We start from the raw sequence: 15,896 nt of genomic DNA, 5'->3' as shown, positions 1-15,896 counted from the left end.
GATCAACAGACCCTATAATACTACTGATAGTGCAAGTTTGTAACCTAAACCGTTTTACGGGCATGGCTAACGGTTTGTAGCAACGCTAATACAGCCGGATCAGCAAAAATATCATCTAAAGTGCGGTTTAGCCGTCTGCGCCAGTTTGGGTATTGGGTGCTGGTGCCGGGAATATTGACCGGTTCGGTCATGCCGAGCCAATCTTCCGGCTGCAAACCAAATAATGCGCTGTTGACCGCCGCCACATAGCGTTGCAGAGCGTGGTTGAATTCCAGCGGACAATCAGAACTCAGACTGGCATCAACCCCGGGCGGAATCTCAAGCTGCGCCTGTTGCAAGCGTTGCAAAATTTTCTGCTTGGCGTTGACCCGATCTTGTTGCAGCCTTGCCAAAATTTTCGGGTCGGGATAAACCTGATATTTCTGCCCCAACTCAAAATCGTGTCCACGCCAGTAGCCGTTGACCGTCGGTAGATCGTGGGTACTTAACGTCGTCATCGCCTGATACGGATACTCCGCCAAGGCTCGGCTTTGTCCTTGCTGATCAAACTCAAAATAGAAAATTTTATACGAAAAAATACCGGCATTTTTCAGTTTGCTGACAATCGCCTTCGGCACGGTACCCAAATCCTCACCGATAATCATACACTGCTGACGTTGGCTTTCCAGCGCCAGAATCGCAATCAAATCGTCCACCGGATAGCCGACATAAGCGCCGTTTTTCGCACTGTCACCGCACTTCACCCACCACAGCCGCAACAAACACATAATATGGTCGATACGCAACGCCCCACAACTTTGCATATTGGCTCGGATCATCTCAATAAACGGACGGTAAGCTTGCTGCTGCAACACATGCGGATTCATCGGCGCCAAGCCCCAGTTTTGCCCCTGTGGTCCCAAAATATCCGGTGGCGCACCAACCGAAGCGGTCAAACAAAATAGCGATTTATTCCACCAGGTTTCCGCGCCGTTCGGGGTCACGCCCACCGCCAAATCACGATATAACCCGATCGGCATCTGTTGCTGGCGACAAAATTGGTAACACGCCTCGATCTGCTCTGCGGCACACCATTGCAGCCAGGCATAAAACCGCACTTGCTCAACATGGCTGTGTTGAAATTCGCTGACCGCTGCTGAATGATAATCCTGATATTCTGCTGCCCAACAATCCCAACCCCATTGATTCTCCGAACGGCGACTGAGATCGGCATGCAGCGCATCAAAAGTTGCTTGCACTTGCAAACTTTCGCCACCTTGCTGCACAAACTGCTGAAACTGCTGTTGGCGTTCGCTGGCAGCCTGTTGTTCAAATTCAGCAAACGCCAGTTGCAACCCCTGCAATTTCAACGCCATCACAGCGCTATAATCAATCCAATCCCGCTGGCGTAAATCAGCCAACTGCTGTTGCACTTCCCCCGATTGAAACCAGTGCTGCGCTGCCGCACTTTGCTGAAATTCCGGCAGGCTTGCCACATCGATATAGATGATATTCAACCAGCTGCGTGAAGAAGGGCTGTATGGACTGGCGCCTTCCGGATTGGCAGGAAACAGTGAATGAATCGGGTTTAAGCCGACAAAATCGCCGCCGTTTTGCTGAAATTTGGCTAAAAATTGCTGCAAATCGCCGAAATCGCCAATGCCCCAGTTCGTTTCCGATTTTAGGGTATAAAGTTGAACACAACTGCCCCACAGTTTTTGCTTATTTTGAATTTGCGGCAGTTGATAACACTGACGCGGCGCCACAATAATCGAGCTGTCCGTCTGGATTTGACCGCACTTTAGGCTGAGTTGATGATAGCCGAGTGGTAAATCACGCGGAAAGTTCAGCACATTGTTTTTCACTTTGCCAACCAGGGTGTCACCGTTTTCCAATTGCAGTTGCCATTCGCCGTGATAACGCTGTCCGTTATGCTGATTTAAGCGCAAATACGCCGGGCTGTTGTGGTAAAACACCTTCACCGGCGGTAGCAAGCCTGATGCAAAACTTTGCGGAACATTGCCGCCAAAACTGGCTAAGATCTGCTGTTTGACCGCACTTGGCGCATATTTGCGTAAACCACGCTCATCAAAAAAATAGCGGTGAATCCCGGCGTTAGCAAACTGCCGTTCCAATTGCCGTTTTGCTTGAAGTTTTGTCATGATACCCATCCTATTTTGGCAGCCAAATCCGTTGTTGATAATCACGAATCGAGCGATCAGAGCTGAACGCCCCCAAACGTGCGGTGTTCAAAATCGCACTGCTCAACCAGCTTGGCTGATCCTGATAGCGCAACCCGACCTGCTGCTGCGCCGCCACATAGCTGTCGAAATCGGCAAACACCAAGAACGGATCACGTTGCAACAAGCTGTCCAACAACATGCGGAACATGGTTTTGTCACCGCCACAGACTTTGCCTTTGGTTAAGAAATCAACCGCACTTTTCAAGGCTTTATTCTGTTTGTAGTAGCTTTTCGGATCATAGCCTGCTTGCAGCAAGGCACGCACACTCTCCACCGTATGCCCGAAAATAAAGATGTTGTCGGCGCCGACCATTTCCGCAATCTCCACATTGGCGCCGTCCAACGTGCCCAATGTGAGTGCGCCGTTGAGCGACAATTTCATATTGCCGGTGCCGGATGCCTCTTTACCTGCCATCGAAATTTGCTCGGAAATGTCGGCTGCCGGGATAATTTTTTCCGCCAAACTGACCCGGTAATCCGGCAAAAACGCCACTTGCAGCTTATCTTTCACGCTTTTATCGTTATTGATCACCTGCGCCACATTGTTGATGGCATGAATAATGTTTTTCGCCAAATAATAGCCCGGCGCCGCTTTGCCGGCAAACACAAACAGGCGTGGGGTGTAGTCCATATTCGGGTTATCTTTCAGCTGCTGATAGCTGTGGATAATATTCAGCAGGTTCAAATGTTGGCGTTTGTATTCGTGGAAACGTTTGATTTGAATATCAAAAATCGCCTCACAATTGACCCGCAAACCTAAACTGCGTTCGATCTCCTCCGCCAGAATCTGCTTGTTGCCCTGCTTAATCCACCGGTATTCTTCACGAAAACCACTGTCGTTCACGTGTTTTTCCACATCGCTAATCAACGACAGATCGCGCGCCCAGTCACGGTTGCCGCTACTTGGCAAAGTGCGGTCAAGCAGATCAGCTAGGTTAGGATTCGCCAAACGAATCCAGCGGCGTGGTGTGATACCGTTGGTGACATTGCAAAATTTGTTCGGGAACAGTTGGTGGTATTCCGGGAACAGATCACTGACGATTAAATCCGAATGGATTTGCGCCACCCCGTTGACCGCATAGCATGCCACCACACACAAATTCGCCATTCTGACACGATAATCGTACAAAATGGCGACTTTTTGCCAAACTTCGCTGTCATCGCCAAAACGCTGTGCTACTTGCTGTTGGAACAGGCTGTTGATTTTATCCACAATTTGGAAATGGCGTGGCAACAGGCGCTTGAACAAGCGTTGATCCCACTGTTCCAAGGCTTCCGGCAGCAGGGTGTGGTTGGTGTAAGCAAAAGTGCGGTTGCAGATATCCCACGCTTCGTGCCACGACAAATTGTATTTATCCAATAACAAACGCAGCAACTCGACAATCGCCAAGGTCGGGTGGGTGTCGTTCAGCTGAATCACTTGCTGTTGCGGCAGTTGTTGCAAGCTGTAGCCCTGACTGAAATGGCGATCCAAAATATCCGCCACCGAACAGGCGCAATGGAAATATTGCTGCATCAAGCGCAATTTCTGCCCGTTTTGATGGTTATCGTTCGGGTACAGCACCTTGGTTAAACTGGCGGCATCGACCACCTGTTTTTCTGATTTCAGGTATTTGCCGTCGTTGAACAAGGCTAAATCAAACGACTGTTCGTTGTCCGCCTGCCACAAACGCAGCGGTTGTACCACACCGTTTTGGTAACCGAATACCGGCAAGTCATAGGCTTCGCCTTTGATCAGCAAGGCCGGCTGCCATTGGTATTTATCGCCGTCCAGCTGTTTGCTTTTGCCGCCAAAACCGATTTGGCAGCTTCTGCCACTGTTGTAAGCCTGCCACGGATATTGATTGCGTGACCAACTGTCGCCGTTTTCCACTTGGCGCCCCTCGGCAAACGACTGTTTGAACAAGCCGTACTGGTAATGCAAGCCATAACCGGTCGCCGGCTGCTCAATTGCCGCCATCGAATCCAAATAACATGCCGCCAAACGCCCCAAACCACCGTTGCCGAGCGCCGGATCACGCTCCTGTTCCAATAAATCCGTCAATTCGATTTGATATTGTTGCAGGTATGACTGCACTGGCTGATACCAGCCCAAATTCAGCAAATTATTACCAGTCAAACGTCCGATTAAAAACTCCATCGAGAGATAATTGACATGGCGCTGTTCAGACGCTAACGGCTTGCTTTCACAATAGGAGAGATCCAACACTGCTTGCGACAAGGCGTGATACCACTGGGTTAATGTTAATTGCTGCGGATTGTCGAAACCTAAATAACGGCACTGTTTTTTAATTGCCAAATCAAACTGTTGATGATTGAATGCAATTGCTTGTGTCACTGACATAACCCCTGTCTCCTGAATAGTAATAAAACGTCAATAAATGATTTAACGCTATTATGCAACAACCTGATGATTTTTACTCCTCCTTGTTAAAATCTTTGTAGGAGGATAATTGAGGCGTAAGCGGATTAGCGCTTGTCGCCACCGAAAATAGCTTTTATCATTACTTTTTTACCACACTATTCAGGAAAAATAATGCTTATTCCGTCTAAACTCAGCCATTCGTCACGTTTACAGCATGTTGTTGTCCGCTCGCGTTTGCTGGCGGTATTGGAACAAGCAGCACAGTATCCGTTAGTGTTGATCAATGCCCCTGCCGGTTACGGCAAAACTACGTTGCTGTCACAGTGGGCAGAGAACCAACAAAATCTTGGCTGGTATTCGCTTGATGAAAGCGACAATGAAAGTGAGCGTTTTATCGCCTATTTTCGTGCCGCTTTGGCACGCGCCACCCATCAGGAAAACTGCCCCACCACCAATCCGGCACAAACCAATTTTCTGGCGGCATTGAGCCAATTATTAGTGGAAAGTAATCGCTTCAAACCGCACTTTTTTGTGGTGATCGACGATTACCACTTGATTGATAACAATGAAATCCATGAAGGGCTTAAATTCTGGATTAAAAACCAGCCGCAAAACATGACCCTGATTTTGATTTCACGCAGTATGCCACCACTGAATCTGGCCAATCTGCGGGTGCAAGAGCTGCTGTTGGAGCTGGACATCACTCAATTGCCGTTCACGCATGATGAAAGTCGCCAATTTTTTCAGGGACGAATCGATCCGGAACCCGAGCAAGAAGCGCTGTCGGAACAGGAAATCCATCGGCTTTGCGATCAGGTCGAAGGCTGGCCGACCGCTCTTCAGCTGGTTAATTTGTATGCCCGCCAACATCAAACCTCGTTACACGAAGCGGCAAAGTCAATCACCAAAATCAACAGCAATCACATCAGCGAATATTTGAACGACGAAGTGTTTCACAATCTTGATGCGGATACTCGCCTGTTTTTACTGCGCTGTTCACTGTTGCGTTCGATGAATGAGTTTTTAGTGGAGAAGATCACCGGCTTACCCGACAGCCGACTACGCTTGGATAATTTGGTGAAACAGGGCTTGTTTGTCTATCCGATCAATATCGATCAACAAGAGCAGTGGTGGCGTTTTCACCCGCTGTTCGCCTCGTTTTTAACCCATTCACGCGAATTGACACTGCCGGAACTGCAACGTTTACATCAACAAGCCGCCGATGCTTGGTTGGAAATCGGCTATGCCACCGAAGCGCTGTACCACGCCATACAACTGCAACAGCCGGAAACCCTGTTGGCACTGTTGCAACAAATCGGCTGGCAGCTGTATCACCAGGGTGAACTGAAATTATTGGAAGAGAGCCTAAGTGCGGTGCAATTTCAGCAATTGGCAACCTATCCCCGTTTGGTGCTGTTGCAAGCCTGGTTGCTGCAAAGCCAGCACAAACACCATGAAGTGGGCGGGCTGTTGCAAAAATTTAGCGCGGCGATCCAGCAACAAAATATCGACATTGATCGGCAACTACAAGCAGAATTCGATGCGCTGCGGGCGCAAGTGGCGATCAATGCCGGTGATGATCAAACCGCACTGCAACTGGCAACCACCGCCTTGCAATATCTGCCGCAAGAAAAACAGTACGCTCATATTGTCGCCACCGCAGTGATCGGCGAAGCGCAACATTGTCGCGGCCAGCTGAACCAAGCGCTGAAAATGATGCGCGAGGCGGAAAAACTGGCACAACAAAACCAAGCCTATCACCATATTTTGTGGTCGCTGTTGCAGCAGGCGGAAATTCTGCTGGCACAGGGGTTTCTGCAAACCGCCTACGATATTCTCGACAAGGCCACGCTGCTGGTGAAAAAACAACATCTGCAAAAACTGCCGATGTATGAATTTTTATTGCGTCTGAAAGGGCATATCTTATGGGAGTGGTATTCACTGGACAAAGCCGAAGCGATGGCAGAAGCCGGATTGGAGGTGTTGGCCAACGAAGCGGATAAATTACAGTGCCTATCGCTATTGGCAAAAATTTCAATTACCCGTGGCAATCTGGACAATGCCGAACGAATCCTGCGCCACCAACGCAGCCTGCTGCAAACCCACCATTATCACAATGATTGGCTGTCGCACCATAATGAAGCCGAACTGCTGTGTTGGCAGATGAAAGACGACCAGCAGCAAACCCGCTCTTGGCTGTTGCAAAGTGACCGACCGGCGCAAGACACCAACCATTTTTCGCACCGCCAATGGCGCAATATCATGCGTGCCAACATTATTCTGCAACAATATGAAGATGCGTTACTACTCAGCGAAAAATTGATCAGCACCGCCAGAACTTATAATTTTATCAGCGAGTTGAATAAAGATTTGGTGCTGTACAACCGCATTTGTTTCCTACAAGGCAATGCAGTCGCCGCACAAAAAAGCCTGCTTGAAGCGCTGGAACTCAGCAAGCAGACTAATTTCATCAGTATTTTTGTGATTGAAGGCGAAATCATGGCGCAACAGCTGCGTCAACTGCTGCAATTGAATATTTTAGACGAATTATTGACCCATAAAGCACAGTTTATTTTGCGCAGCATCAACCAGTACTATCGGCATAAATTCGCCCATTTCGATGAAACCTTTGTTGAAAAATTGCTACAAAATCCGCAAGTGCCGGAATTGTTGCGTATCAGTCCGCTGACCCAACGGGAATGGCAGGTGCTAGGCTTAATCTACTCCGGCTACAGCAACGAGCAAATCGCCACCGAGCTGCAAGTGGCACCCACTACCATCAAAACCCATATCCGCAACCTGTATCAAAAAATCGGCGTCAACAACCGCACCGAATCGATTGAATACACCCGGCATTTATTAACCTTAATGGGCTATTCCAACTGATTGCTACCGCACTTTGCAAAAAATAAGTGAAAGTTCGGTTTAGCGCAAATTTAAGCCATCACACCACAAATGTCAGGGAAATTTGATTTTTAGCGGTTTCAAAATTGAGGGCAATATGTGGCTTTTTGCCGACGCTGAGATTATGAATTTTCAGCCAAACATAATAAAACAGTCCGGAAAAGAAGCCGCTGCTGCCTTGGGTGTGCCCGAGGTTAAACGGCTCATTGATTAATGGATCAACATTGTCGGTCATCAATTTATAGCTGATTTTTTTATTATTCAAGCTGCGTACAATCAAATTGTGCAACTGAGCCGGCTGCTGCGCGTCGACAATACAAAAATTTTCCTGTAAATCGATCAGTGTTTCGATGTTGTTGGGATTAATATCTTGTGCTGGAATGTGTTTTACCGCTTTCATTTAAAGCCTCTTTTTTATTTTTATTGACCAATAGTTATAACAAAAAAGCCGTTGAAAAAACTGATAGAGATCACAAGTTTATTATTTTTATCTAAAAAAAACCGCACTTTAGTCATCAACAAAAAGTGCGGTTGAACAATCAGTCTTGGCTTAAGTCTAGCCTTTGACCCCGCCGGCAGTTAGACCGCCGACCAGCCAGCGTTGCGCCAGTAAAAATACGATGGTGATCGGAATGGCTGACAACACAGCGGCGGCAGCAAAATCGCCCCACAGGTAATTTTGCGGATAGAGATATTGCTGCATACCGACCGCCAAGGTGTAGCTGTTGACATCACGCAGCAGCAGTGACGCCACCGGAAATTCAGTGATGGCGGCGATAAATGACAGAATAAACACCACCGCCAAAATCGGCACCGACAACGGCAAGAGAACCAAGCGGAACGCCTGCCACGGCGTTGCACCGTCCAGTGCCGCCGCTTCTTCTAACGAGCCGTCGATGGTTTCGAAATAGCCTTTAATCGTCCAGACATGCAGCGCAATGCCGCCCAGATAGGCGAAGATCACCCCACCGTGGGTATTCAAGCCCAAAAACGGCACATAGATGCCTAAGCGATCAAATAAGGCATACAACGCCACCAGCGACAGCACCGCCGGGAACATTTGAAAGATCAGCATGCCTTGCAAAATGGTTTTTTTGCCTTTAAATTTCATGCGGGCAAAGGCATAAGCGCAAGTGGTGGACAGCGCCACAATCCCGACCGCACTAATGCTGGCGATTTTGACCGAATTCCACAACCACAGCAGCACCGGAAACGGGGGTTTGCTGATTGAGCCGTCCGCATTGGTCACTTCCATACCCAACGCCAGCTGCCAATGTTCCCACGAAATTTGTTGTGGAATCAGATCACCGATCGCCAAATTACCCGGCCGCAATGAAATCCCAATCACCATCAGCAGCGGAAACAGGATCAGCGCCAAAAAGCCGATTAACAACAGATGGGTTGCCCACAAACGGTAACGCATCGATTTAGGTTGCACCATTGCCATATTGTTTCTCCTAATCCAGTTTTAACTTGGTGGCTTTCAGATTGAGCAGCGCCAAGCCGCCAACCAACAGGAAGATAATCGTGGCGATCGCCGCCGCCAAGCCGAAATCTTGTGCGCCGCTGCCTTCAAACGCAATGCGGTAAGTGTAACTGACCAACAAATCGGTGTGCCCTGCCGGGGTTGAGGTGCCGATCATATCCGGACGCCCGTTGGTCAACAATTGAATCAACACGAAATTATTGAAATTAAACGCAAACGAAGCAATCATGAGTGGCGTGAGTGGTTTGATCAGCAACGGCACTGTGATTTTGCTGAAATTCTGCCAGGTGCTGGCTCCGTCCATTGCGGAAGCTTCGTACAAATCTTGCGGAATCGCTTTCAGCAAGCCCATACATAGAATCATCATATACGGATAACCCAGCCAAGTGTTGACAATCACCAACATCACTTTGGCTAACGTCGGGCTATTGAACCATTCTGGACGAATGCCAAACACCTGATTTAAAATCAAATTGATTTCACCGAAACTTTGGTTGAACAAGCCTTTAAAAATCAGAATTGAGATAAACGCCGGTACGGCATAAGGCAGAATCAGCAACAGGCGGTAAACCCCTTTTCCTCGCAATGGCTCCCACTGTACTACACAGGCTAAAATCATGCCGATAATCACGGTGAACAAGACCGTCAACACCGAAAAGAGGATCGTCCAGATAAAAATCTGGATAAACGGTTTTTGAATGCCCTCATCGCTGAAGATTTTAATGAAGTTGCTCCAACCGGTCAGCACCGTATAACCCGGCTCCAACGTTTCCGCTTGCCAATTGCCTTGGTTATCAATTAGTTGAAAAAAACCAGTTTCGTTATTGGCTTTATAACGTTTGCCGTTTTCCAGATTAACCAGCTCTTCGTTTTCATTGTTATACTGATAACGCGGGCTTTGCTGGGCAAATTGGCGTAGCGAACTCATGCTCAGTTCAGCGCCGTTTGGCAGAACCAAGCGGCTTTGCTGCAACAGATTGCGGTTTTCAATCACGGTTTTCAGCGGCACCGCAGACTGTGCGCTGACCGCACTTTCGAGGTGTAGCTCAATCGTTTCACTGCCAAAGCGAAAATCACTGGAAAGATAGCTCTCGCCCTGCGCCGATGTCACTTCTATTTGCCACTGGTTATCCGCTTGCGCAAACAGCTTGAAGTCGTATTTTTCGCCGGAGAAATAGCGTTGCTGCGACAACACGCTGACCGCTCTTTCAAATGCCAGCTGGTTGGTGCCACTGTAATTGGTGAACGCAATTACAATAGTGCAGATCAGCGGAAACAGAATGAAAATGCCCATGCCCATAATGCCGGGATAAACATAGCGCCACGCATAGGTTTTGGGGTTGGCAAACACATAAATACCGGAACTGATCACCACCAAGGTCAAAATCGCAAACAGAATTTCGCCTTGCAGATACATTACGGAGACCAGATAAAAATCGATCAGCAGCACAAGGGCAATCACTCCCCATTTAAGGTATTTAGCGAAAGAACGATCCGCAGAGTGTGTCCCTGGTTTAGGGATTGGCTGTGGGATTGGTTGAGGGATTGTTGGTTGAGGGATTGTTGGTTGCATAACACCGCCTGTCCGAAACAAAAGACCGCACTTTGTATGGTTAAAAAGGCAAAGTGCGGTTAAAACAAAAATAATTACACCGGGTTTTTACTGCGCTTTAATCCGTCCTGCCGCATCATCCAACGCTTGTTTGACGCTTTGCCGTTGGTTGACCGCATTGATAATCGCACTGCGCTCCGCATACCAGAATGCAGACATTTGCGGAATATTCGGCATAATTTCACCGTTTTCCGCATTTTGCATGGTGGCGGCAATCCGGCTGTCTTTTGCCAATTCGGTTTGATAAGAGGTCAACGCCACCGCACCCAACGGTTTGTCTTTATTGACGCTATCCAGCCCCTGATTGGTCAACAGGTAATTTTCCAAAAATTCGACCGCTAAATCTTGGTTCGGACTGGCGGAATTGATGCCTGCGCTCAACACACCGACAAACGGTTTTGACGGCTGACCATTCAAGGTCGGCAGCACGGCTACGCCGTAATTGATACCGCTCTTTTCAATATTGCCCCATGCCCAAGGGCCGTTAATCGTCAATGCCGTTTGCCCTTTGTTAAAAGAAGCTTCGGCAATGGCATAATCGGTATCGGCATTGATCACTTTGCTTTTCACCAAATCAACCACAAATTGCAACCCACGCTGCGAGCCTTCATTGTTGACCCCGATATCAGCAGTGTTGTACTGCCCGTTTTCATACTTAAACGCATATCCGCCGTCCGCTGCGATAATCGGCCAAGTGAAATACGGTTCTGCCAAATTCCACATCACTGCATTTTTGCCTTCTTTTTTCAGTTTTGCATCCAATGCCGTTACCTCTTCCCAGGTTTTGGGTGCTTCTGGCAATAAATCTTTATTATAAATCAGCGAGAGGGCTTCGATTGCCACCGGATAACCGATGATCTTGCCGTTGTAACTGACTGCATCCCACGCAAAAGGAACGAACTTATCTTTAAATGCTTGGCTTGGGTGTAACTCCGACAATAATCCGGCTTGTGCGTAGCCGCCAAAACGGTCATGCGCCCAGAAAACAATATCCGGGCCGTCGCCGGTCGAGGCGACTTGTGGGTATTTTTCTTCCAGTTTATCCGGATGCTCGACCAACACCGGAATACCGGTATCGGCTTCGAATTTTTTACCCACTTCCGCCAAACCGTCATACCCTTTGTCACCATTGATCCAAATGACAAGTTTACCGGCTTCCAGCTTTGCCAGACTGCTGCTTGAAACGACTAATGCGGCAACCGCACTTAGTGTCAGGGTTAAATATTTATTTTTGATCATAACCAGTCCTTATTTGAATAAAATGATTTGAGTAACACAGCTTGTCGCCACTATTTTCACTCATATTGCCGTTTTAATATTAGAAGGGCATCATCCCTGTTGCTCCTCCCTTGCCGCACAAACGGTGATCCTGATCACATAAACCGCACTTTTTGCGATAATGATCACAAAAAATAAGTGTATAAACCTGATCTTGATCACAATATAAACGTATAAAAAATATTCTTTGTTTTAGACCTATTTTTCACCTCCGCCTAAAAAAATTCTGCAAAGGATGATTTTTTTCTTGCTTTCTCTCGGCATACTAACCACCATTAACTATTGGGTTATAGCAAATATAATAGAATAAAAACCTGCACAGGGGAAAAATTATGTCGAGTCTTTCTTTACGCAACGTCTATAAATCTTATGGTGATATCCACATTTCCAAAGATATTAATTTAGAGATCGAAGAAGGCGAATTTGTGGTATTCGTTGGGCCTTCCGGCTGTGGGAAATCGACACTGTTGCGCATGATTGCCGGTTTGGAAGACATCACTTCCGGCGAATTGTACATCGGCGATACCCTGATGAACGATGTGCCACCCGCCAAGCGTGGCATCGGCATGGTGTTCCAGTCTTATGCGCTGTACCCGCACTTGGATGTGGCGGAAAATATGTCATTCGGTTTAAAACTAGCCGGGGTCAATAAAGAAGAGCGCAACAAACGTGTTAATCAAGTTGCCGAAATTCTGCAATTGGCACATTTGTTGGATCGTAAGCCCAAAGCCTTGTCCGGCGGACAACGGCAACGGGTAGCCATCGGAAGAACCTTAGTTTCGCAACCACAAGTCTTTCTGCTTGACGAACCGCTTTCCAATCTAGACGCTGCATTACGGGTACAAATGCGGGTCGAGATTTCCAAACTGCATAAAAAACTCAACCGCACGATGATTTATGTTACCCACGATCAAATCGAAGCCATGACCTTGGCAGATAAAATTGTGGTGTTGAACGCCGGTGGCATCGCTCAAGTCGGTAAACCGCTGGAGCTGTATCACTATCCGACGAATCGCTTTGTCGCGGGGTTTATCGGCTCACCTAAAATGAACTTTTTACCGGTGAAAGTCACCGCTGTTGAAAAGCAACGGGTACAAATTGAACTGCCGGATGCCCATCATCACCATTTCTGGATTCCGGTGGAGGGAACCGGGGTCAAGGTCGGTGAAAATCTTTCCTTAGGCGTGCGCCCGGAACATCTGATTCCGGCAGACAAGGCGGAGATCAAATTGAAAGGCATCGTCACCGTGGTCGAATTGCTAGGCAACGAAACCCAAATCCATCTAGAAATTCCGGAAATCAAACAACCGACCTTGGTCTACCGTCAAAACGATGTAGTGCTGGTCGAAGAAGGGCAGGTGATGGATATCGGGATTGTACCGCAACGCTGTCATTTATTTAAAGATGATGGTACTGCCTGCCGACGGCTATATAAAGAAATCGGCGTGTAATCCACCCAATAACGCTCTGTTTTTAAATATATTTAAACTATTCCGACTATTTTAAACATAGTCGGACGGGATACTTTTGTCTGTAAAATCCGGCTTATTGCGCTGACACTGCTTCAGAGAAAATAAGCCACTTAAAATGTAGTAACTTTAACCTATAAAAGAGGCCAACATTATGAACAGTAAAAAAACATTGCTCGCCATTGCCATCGGCAGTACGTTGCTTGCCGGTACGGCAAGTGCGGTTGATTTCCACGGTTATGCCCGTTCCGGTATCGGTTGGACATCCGGTGGCGGAGAACAAACTACTTTCACCGCAACCGGTGCTCCGGCGAAGTATCGTTTGGGTAATGAAGCCGAAACCTATGCCGAACTGAAATTAGGGCAGGAATTATTCAAACAGGGTGAGAAAAGCATCTATTTAGATACTAATGTTGCTTATTCCGTCAGCCAGCAAAATGATTGGGAATCCACCAATCCGGCATTGCGCGAAGTCAACGTTCAATTTAAAAACTTTGCCGATTCGCTGCCGGGCGCGACACTATGGGCAGGTAAACGTTTCTATCAACGTCACGACGTACATATGAACGATTTCTACTATTGGGATATTTCAGGTCCGGGTGCCGGGGTGGAAAATATCGATCTGGGCTTTGGTAAATTGTCATTGGCGGTCACCCGCAACACCGAGGCCGGTGGTGCCGATGCGTTCGGATATTCTAGTTTCTATCGCTTCAATTCCAGCACAGGGAAAATTGAGTATATCACCGAAAGAAATAAAGCCGATGTTTACAATGATGTGTTTGATCTCCGTTTAGCCGATCTCAATGTCAATAAAAACGGCAAACTGGAATTTGGTGTTGATTTCGGTAATGCACACACCAAAGACGGTGCAACATTTGCCAATGGTGCCAGCAAACGCGGCTATATGTTGACGGCGGAACATACTCAAAATGAATTTTTCGGTGGCTTCAACAAATTCACTGTGCAATATGCGACCGATTCAATGACTTCTTGGAATACCGGGCATTCGCAAGGTGGCTCGATTAACAACAATGGTCATATGCTACGTTTAATTGACCAAGGTGTAGTGAAATTCAGTGATCGCATCGAAGCAATGTATGCTTTAATCTACCAAAAAACCGACTTAGATAACAATAAAGGTAACACTTGGTACTCTGCCGGCATCCGCCCGATGTATAAATGGAATAATACCATGAGTACATTAGTTGAATTTGGCTATGATCGCGTTAAAGACCAAGCCAGCGGTAAAAAGAATGACCTGAAAAAAGTCACCTTAGCCCAACAATGGCAAGCCGGTGACAGCATCTGGGCACGCCCTGCCATTCGCGTATTCGGCACTTATGCCGACTGGAATGATAAATTCGGTGATCGTGTCGGTACTGCAAAAGCCAATGATCATGAATTTGTCTACGGTGTTCAATTCGAAGCTTGGTGGTAATTCACTTTCTACCGCTCTTTGAACCAGCAAAGAGCGGTTCTTTTTTATCAAAATCTGAGGTCAATATGAAAAAATGGATTAGCTCAACCGTATTAAGTTTCGGTTTATTCTGTTCCGCTGCAAGCTATGCGGCACAACCGCATATCAATCCACAAGCGGTCAGCAAGCTGACTTGGCAAGAAATTGGTTTGTCGCAGCAACAAACGACCACACTTGATGCCCAACAACGCAATCTCAGCGGTATTGACAGCCCGATCGCCGCTTACCGCCTGCCTGCCAATCAGGGAACATTGGATATTACGATTAGCAGCTCGGTTGAAGACAACGACCATATTTTTGTCCCGAATGTCGCCGTTTTGGATGCCAATTTCAATCTAGCAGCCACTTATCCGGCAAATACCTTCCAGTTTCACAACGAAAGCGGATTGCAAAGCAACCGCTTAAGCAAAGCACTGCAACTGACCCCAACGCCGAATCAGGATTACATCTATTTGTTAGTTTATACCACTGATGAAGATCTGCAAGGCAGTACCACTGTGCCACATCCGGCAAAATTGTATGCCAAAGCGCGCGGCAACCAACCGCCGGCAATTGATGATTTACAAGCCAAGCACAGTCTTAACGGGAAGATTCATATCGAGGTTGACGGAAAACAAAGTGCCCAGTTTATCGGCTTGGCAATGCCCGAATTTAAAGCTAAAAGTGCGGTCGAGCCACAAGCTGTCGGTCGCAATACAAAAACCGAGAAACCATTGACAAAACCGGTAGAACAAGAAACCGAACAATATTTTAATAATGCAATTCGCAATGCAATGAAAAACAATGATGTTAACCGAGCAATGAATTTGGTTAATGAAGCCGAACAGCTCGGACTCAGTTCGCCGCGTAAAACCTTTATCGGGTTGGTATCACAAAAATAGTTTTAACTATACTGCCTTTTTCATTTTGCCTTTTTTACCCCACTGTGGCTGCTGTGGGGTATTTTTGTAATCTAATGACACTCCACAGCGCTCTCAAAGCCGCACTTTAACCACGATTATCGTCACTTAGCCTCAATTGGCATAGTAGCCGCAAACGCAAAAAACCCCTAGCATCGCTGCTAGGGGTCGTTGTACTGTATTC

Annotated in this window: 10 protein-coding genes; 4 read left to right on the top strand and 6 right to left on the bottom strand. The window is 47.3% G+C overall.

Annotation, left to right across the window (positions count from 1 at the left end):
- Window positions 1–44: 44 nt before the first annotated feature.
- Window positions 45–2,141 carry a 4-alpha-glucanotransferase gene (malQ, locus tag FHQ30_RS05990; protein ID WP_139611344.1) on the bottom strand — a complete coding sequence of 699 codons (2,097 nt, stop codon included), beginning with the start codon at window positions 2,139–2,141 and terminating at the stop codon, window positions 45–47.
- Between the two features lie 10 nt (window positions 2,142–2,151).
- Window positions 2,152–4,566, bottom strand: coding sequence for a maltodextrin phosphorylase (malP, locus tag FHQ30_RS05985; protein WP_139611345.1), 2,415 nt, complete (start codon window positions 4,564–4,566; stop codon window positions 2,152–2,154).
- A 192-nt stretch (window positions 4,567–4,758) separates the two neighbouring features.
- Between malP and malT the strand changes: the two genes are divergently transcribed.
- Window positions 4,759–7,473 (top strand): HTH-type transcriptional regulator MalT, encoded by a 2,715-nt coding sequence (gene malT, locus FHQ30_RS05980; RefSeq protein ID WP_139611346.1) that lies wholly within the window; start codon window positions 4,759–4,761, stop codon window positions 7,471–7,473.
- 58 nt (window positions 7,474–7,531) lie between these two features.
- Here malT and FHQ30_RS05975 read toward each other — a convergent pair whose 3' ends face one another.
- The 4 genes from FHQ30_RS05975 to malE all read right to left on the bottom strand — a co-directional run bounded on the left by FHQ30_RS05975 (window position 7,532) and on the right by malE (window position 11,825).
- The gene (locus FHQ30_RS05975; protein ID WP_139611347.1) at window positions 7,532–7,891 is read right to left on the bottom strand and encodes a hypothetical protein; all 360 of its coding nucleotides are present in this window, start codon (window positions 7,889–7,891) and stop codon (window positions 7,532–7,534) included.
- A gap of 156 nt (window positions 7,892–8,047) precedes the next feature.
- Window positions 8,048–8,938 carry a maltose ABC transporter permease MalG gene (malG, locus tag FHQ30_RS05970; protein ID WP_132968021.1) on the bottom strand — a complete coding sequence of 297 codons (891 nt, stop codon included), beginning with the start codon at window positions 8,936–8,938 and terminating at the stop codon, window positions 8,048–8,050.
- Between the two features lie 10 nt (window positions 8,939–8,948).
- Window positions 8,949–10,550 (bottom strand): maltose ABC transporter permease MalF, encoded by a 1,602-nt coding sequence (malF, locus tag FHQ30_RS05965; RefSeq protein WP_139611348.1) that lies wholly within the window; start codon window positions 10,548–10,550, stop codon window positions 8,949–8,951.
- Window positions 10,551–10,637: 87 nt separating this feature from the next.
- Window positions 10,638–11,825, bottom strand: coding sequence for a maltose/maltodextrin ABC transporter substrate-binding protein MalE (malE, locus tag FHQ30_RS05960; protein ID WP_139611352.1), 1,188 nt, complete (start codon window positions 11,823–11,825; stop codon window positions 10,638–10,640).
- A 374-nt stretch (window positions 11,826–12,199) separates the two neighbouring features.
- Here malE and malK point away from each other — a divergent pair, with 374 nt between their 5' ends.
- From malK to malM, 3 genes are all read left to right on the top strand, one after another.
- A complete protein-coding gene (gene malK / locus FHQ30_RS05955) occupies window positions 12,200–13,318 on the top strand; it encodes a maltose/maltodextrin ABC transporter ATP-binding protein MalK (RefSeq protein ID WP_139611349.1) in 1,119 nt (372 codons plus the stop codon).
- A gap of 172 nt (window positions 13,319–13,490) precedes the next feature.
- Complete coding sequence (locus FHQ30_RS05950) at window positions 13,491–14,774, top strand: maltoporin (protein ID WP_139611350.1); 1,284 nt, start codon at window positions 13,491–13,493, stop codon at window positions 14,772–14,774.
- A 65-nt stretch (window positions 14,775–14,839) separates the two neighbouring features.
- Window positions 14,840–15,694, top strand: a complete 855-nt coding sequence (gene malM / locus FHQ30_RS05945) for a maltose operon protein MalM (RefSeq protein ID WP_139611351.1) — start codon at window positions 14,840–14,842, stop codon at window positions 15,692–15,694.
- The last annotated feature ends 202 nt before the right edge of the window (window positions 15,695–15,896 follow it).

This window comes from Testudinibacter sp. 'clade 2' (assembly GCF_006227735.1).
In the GTDB taxonomy this organism is placed as follows: Bacteria; Pseudomonadota; Gammaproteobacteria; order Enterobacterales; family Pasteurellaceae; genus Chelonobacter.
The sequence above is the reverse complement of the archived record's forward strand: the minus strand, read 5'-3'. Positions and strand labels throughout refer to the sequence as shown.

Bases quoted from the DNA above. Each gene is read 5' to 3' on its own strand.
- malM (WP_139611351.1), top strand. From the start codon at position 14,840: ATGAAAAAATGGATTAGCTCAACCGTATTAAGTTTCGGTTTATTCTGT.
- malT (WP_139611346.1), top strand. From the start codon at position 4,759: ATGCTTATTCCGTCTAAACTCAGCCATTCGTCACGTTTACAGCATGTT.
- malP (WP_139611345.1), bottom strand. From the start codon at position 4,566: ATGTCAGTGACACAAGCAATTGCATTCAATCATCAACAGTTTGATTTG.
- malG (WP_132968021.1), bottom strand. From the start codon at position 8,938: ATGGCAATGGTGCAACCTAAATCGATGCGTTACCGTTTGTGGGCAACC.
- malF (WP_139611348.1), bottom strand. From the start codon at position 10,550: ATGCAACCAACAATCCCTCAACCAACAATCCCTCAACCAATCCCACAG.
- malQ (WP_139611344.1), bottom strand. From the start codon at position 2,141: ATGACAAAACTTCAAGCAAAACGGCAATTGGAACGGCAGTTTGCTAAC.
- malK (WP_139611349.1), top strand. From the start codon at position 12,200: ATGTCGAGTCTTTCTTTACGCAACGTCTATAAATCTTATGGTGATATC.
- FHQ30_RS05975 (WP_139611347.1), bottom strand. From the start codon at position 7,891: ATGAAAGCGGTAAAACACATTCCAGCACAAGATATTAATCCCAACAAC.
- FHQ30_RS05950 (WP_139611350.1), top strand. From the start codon at position 13,491: ATGAACAGTAAAAAAACATTGCTCGCCATTGCCATCGGCAGTACGTTG.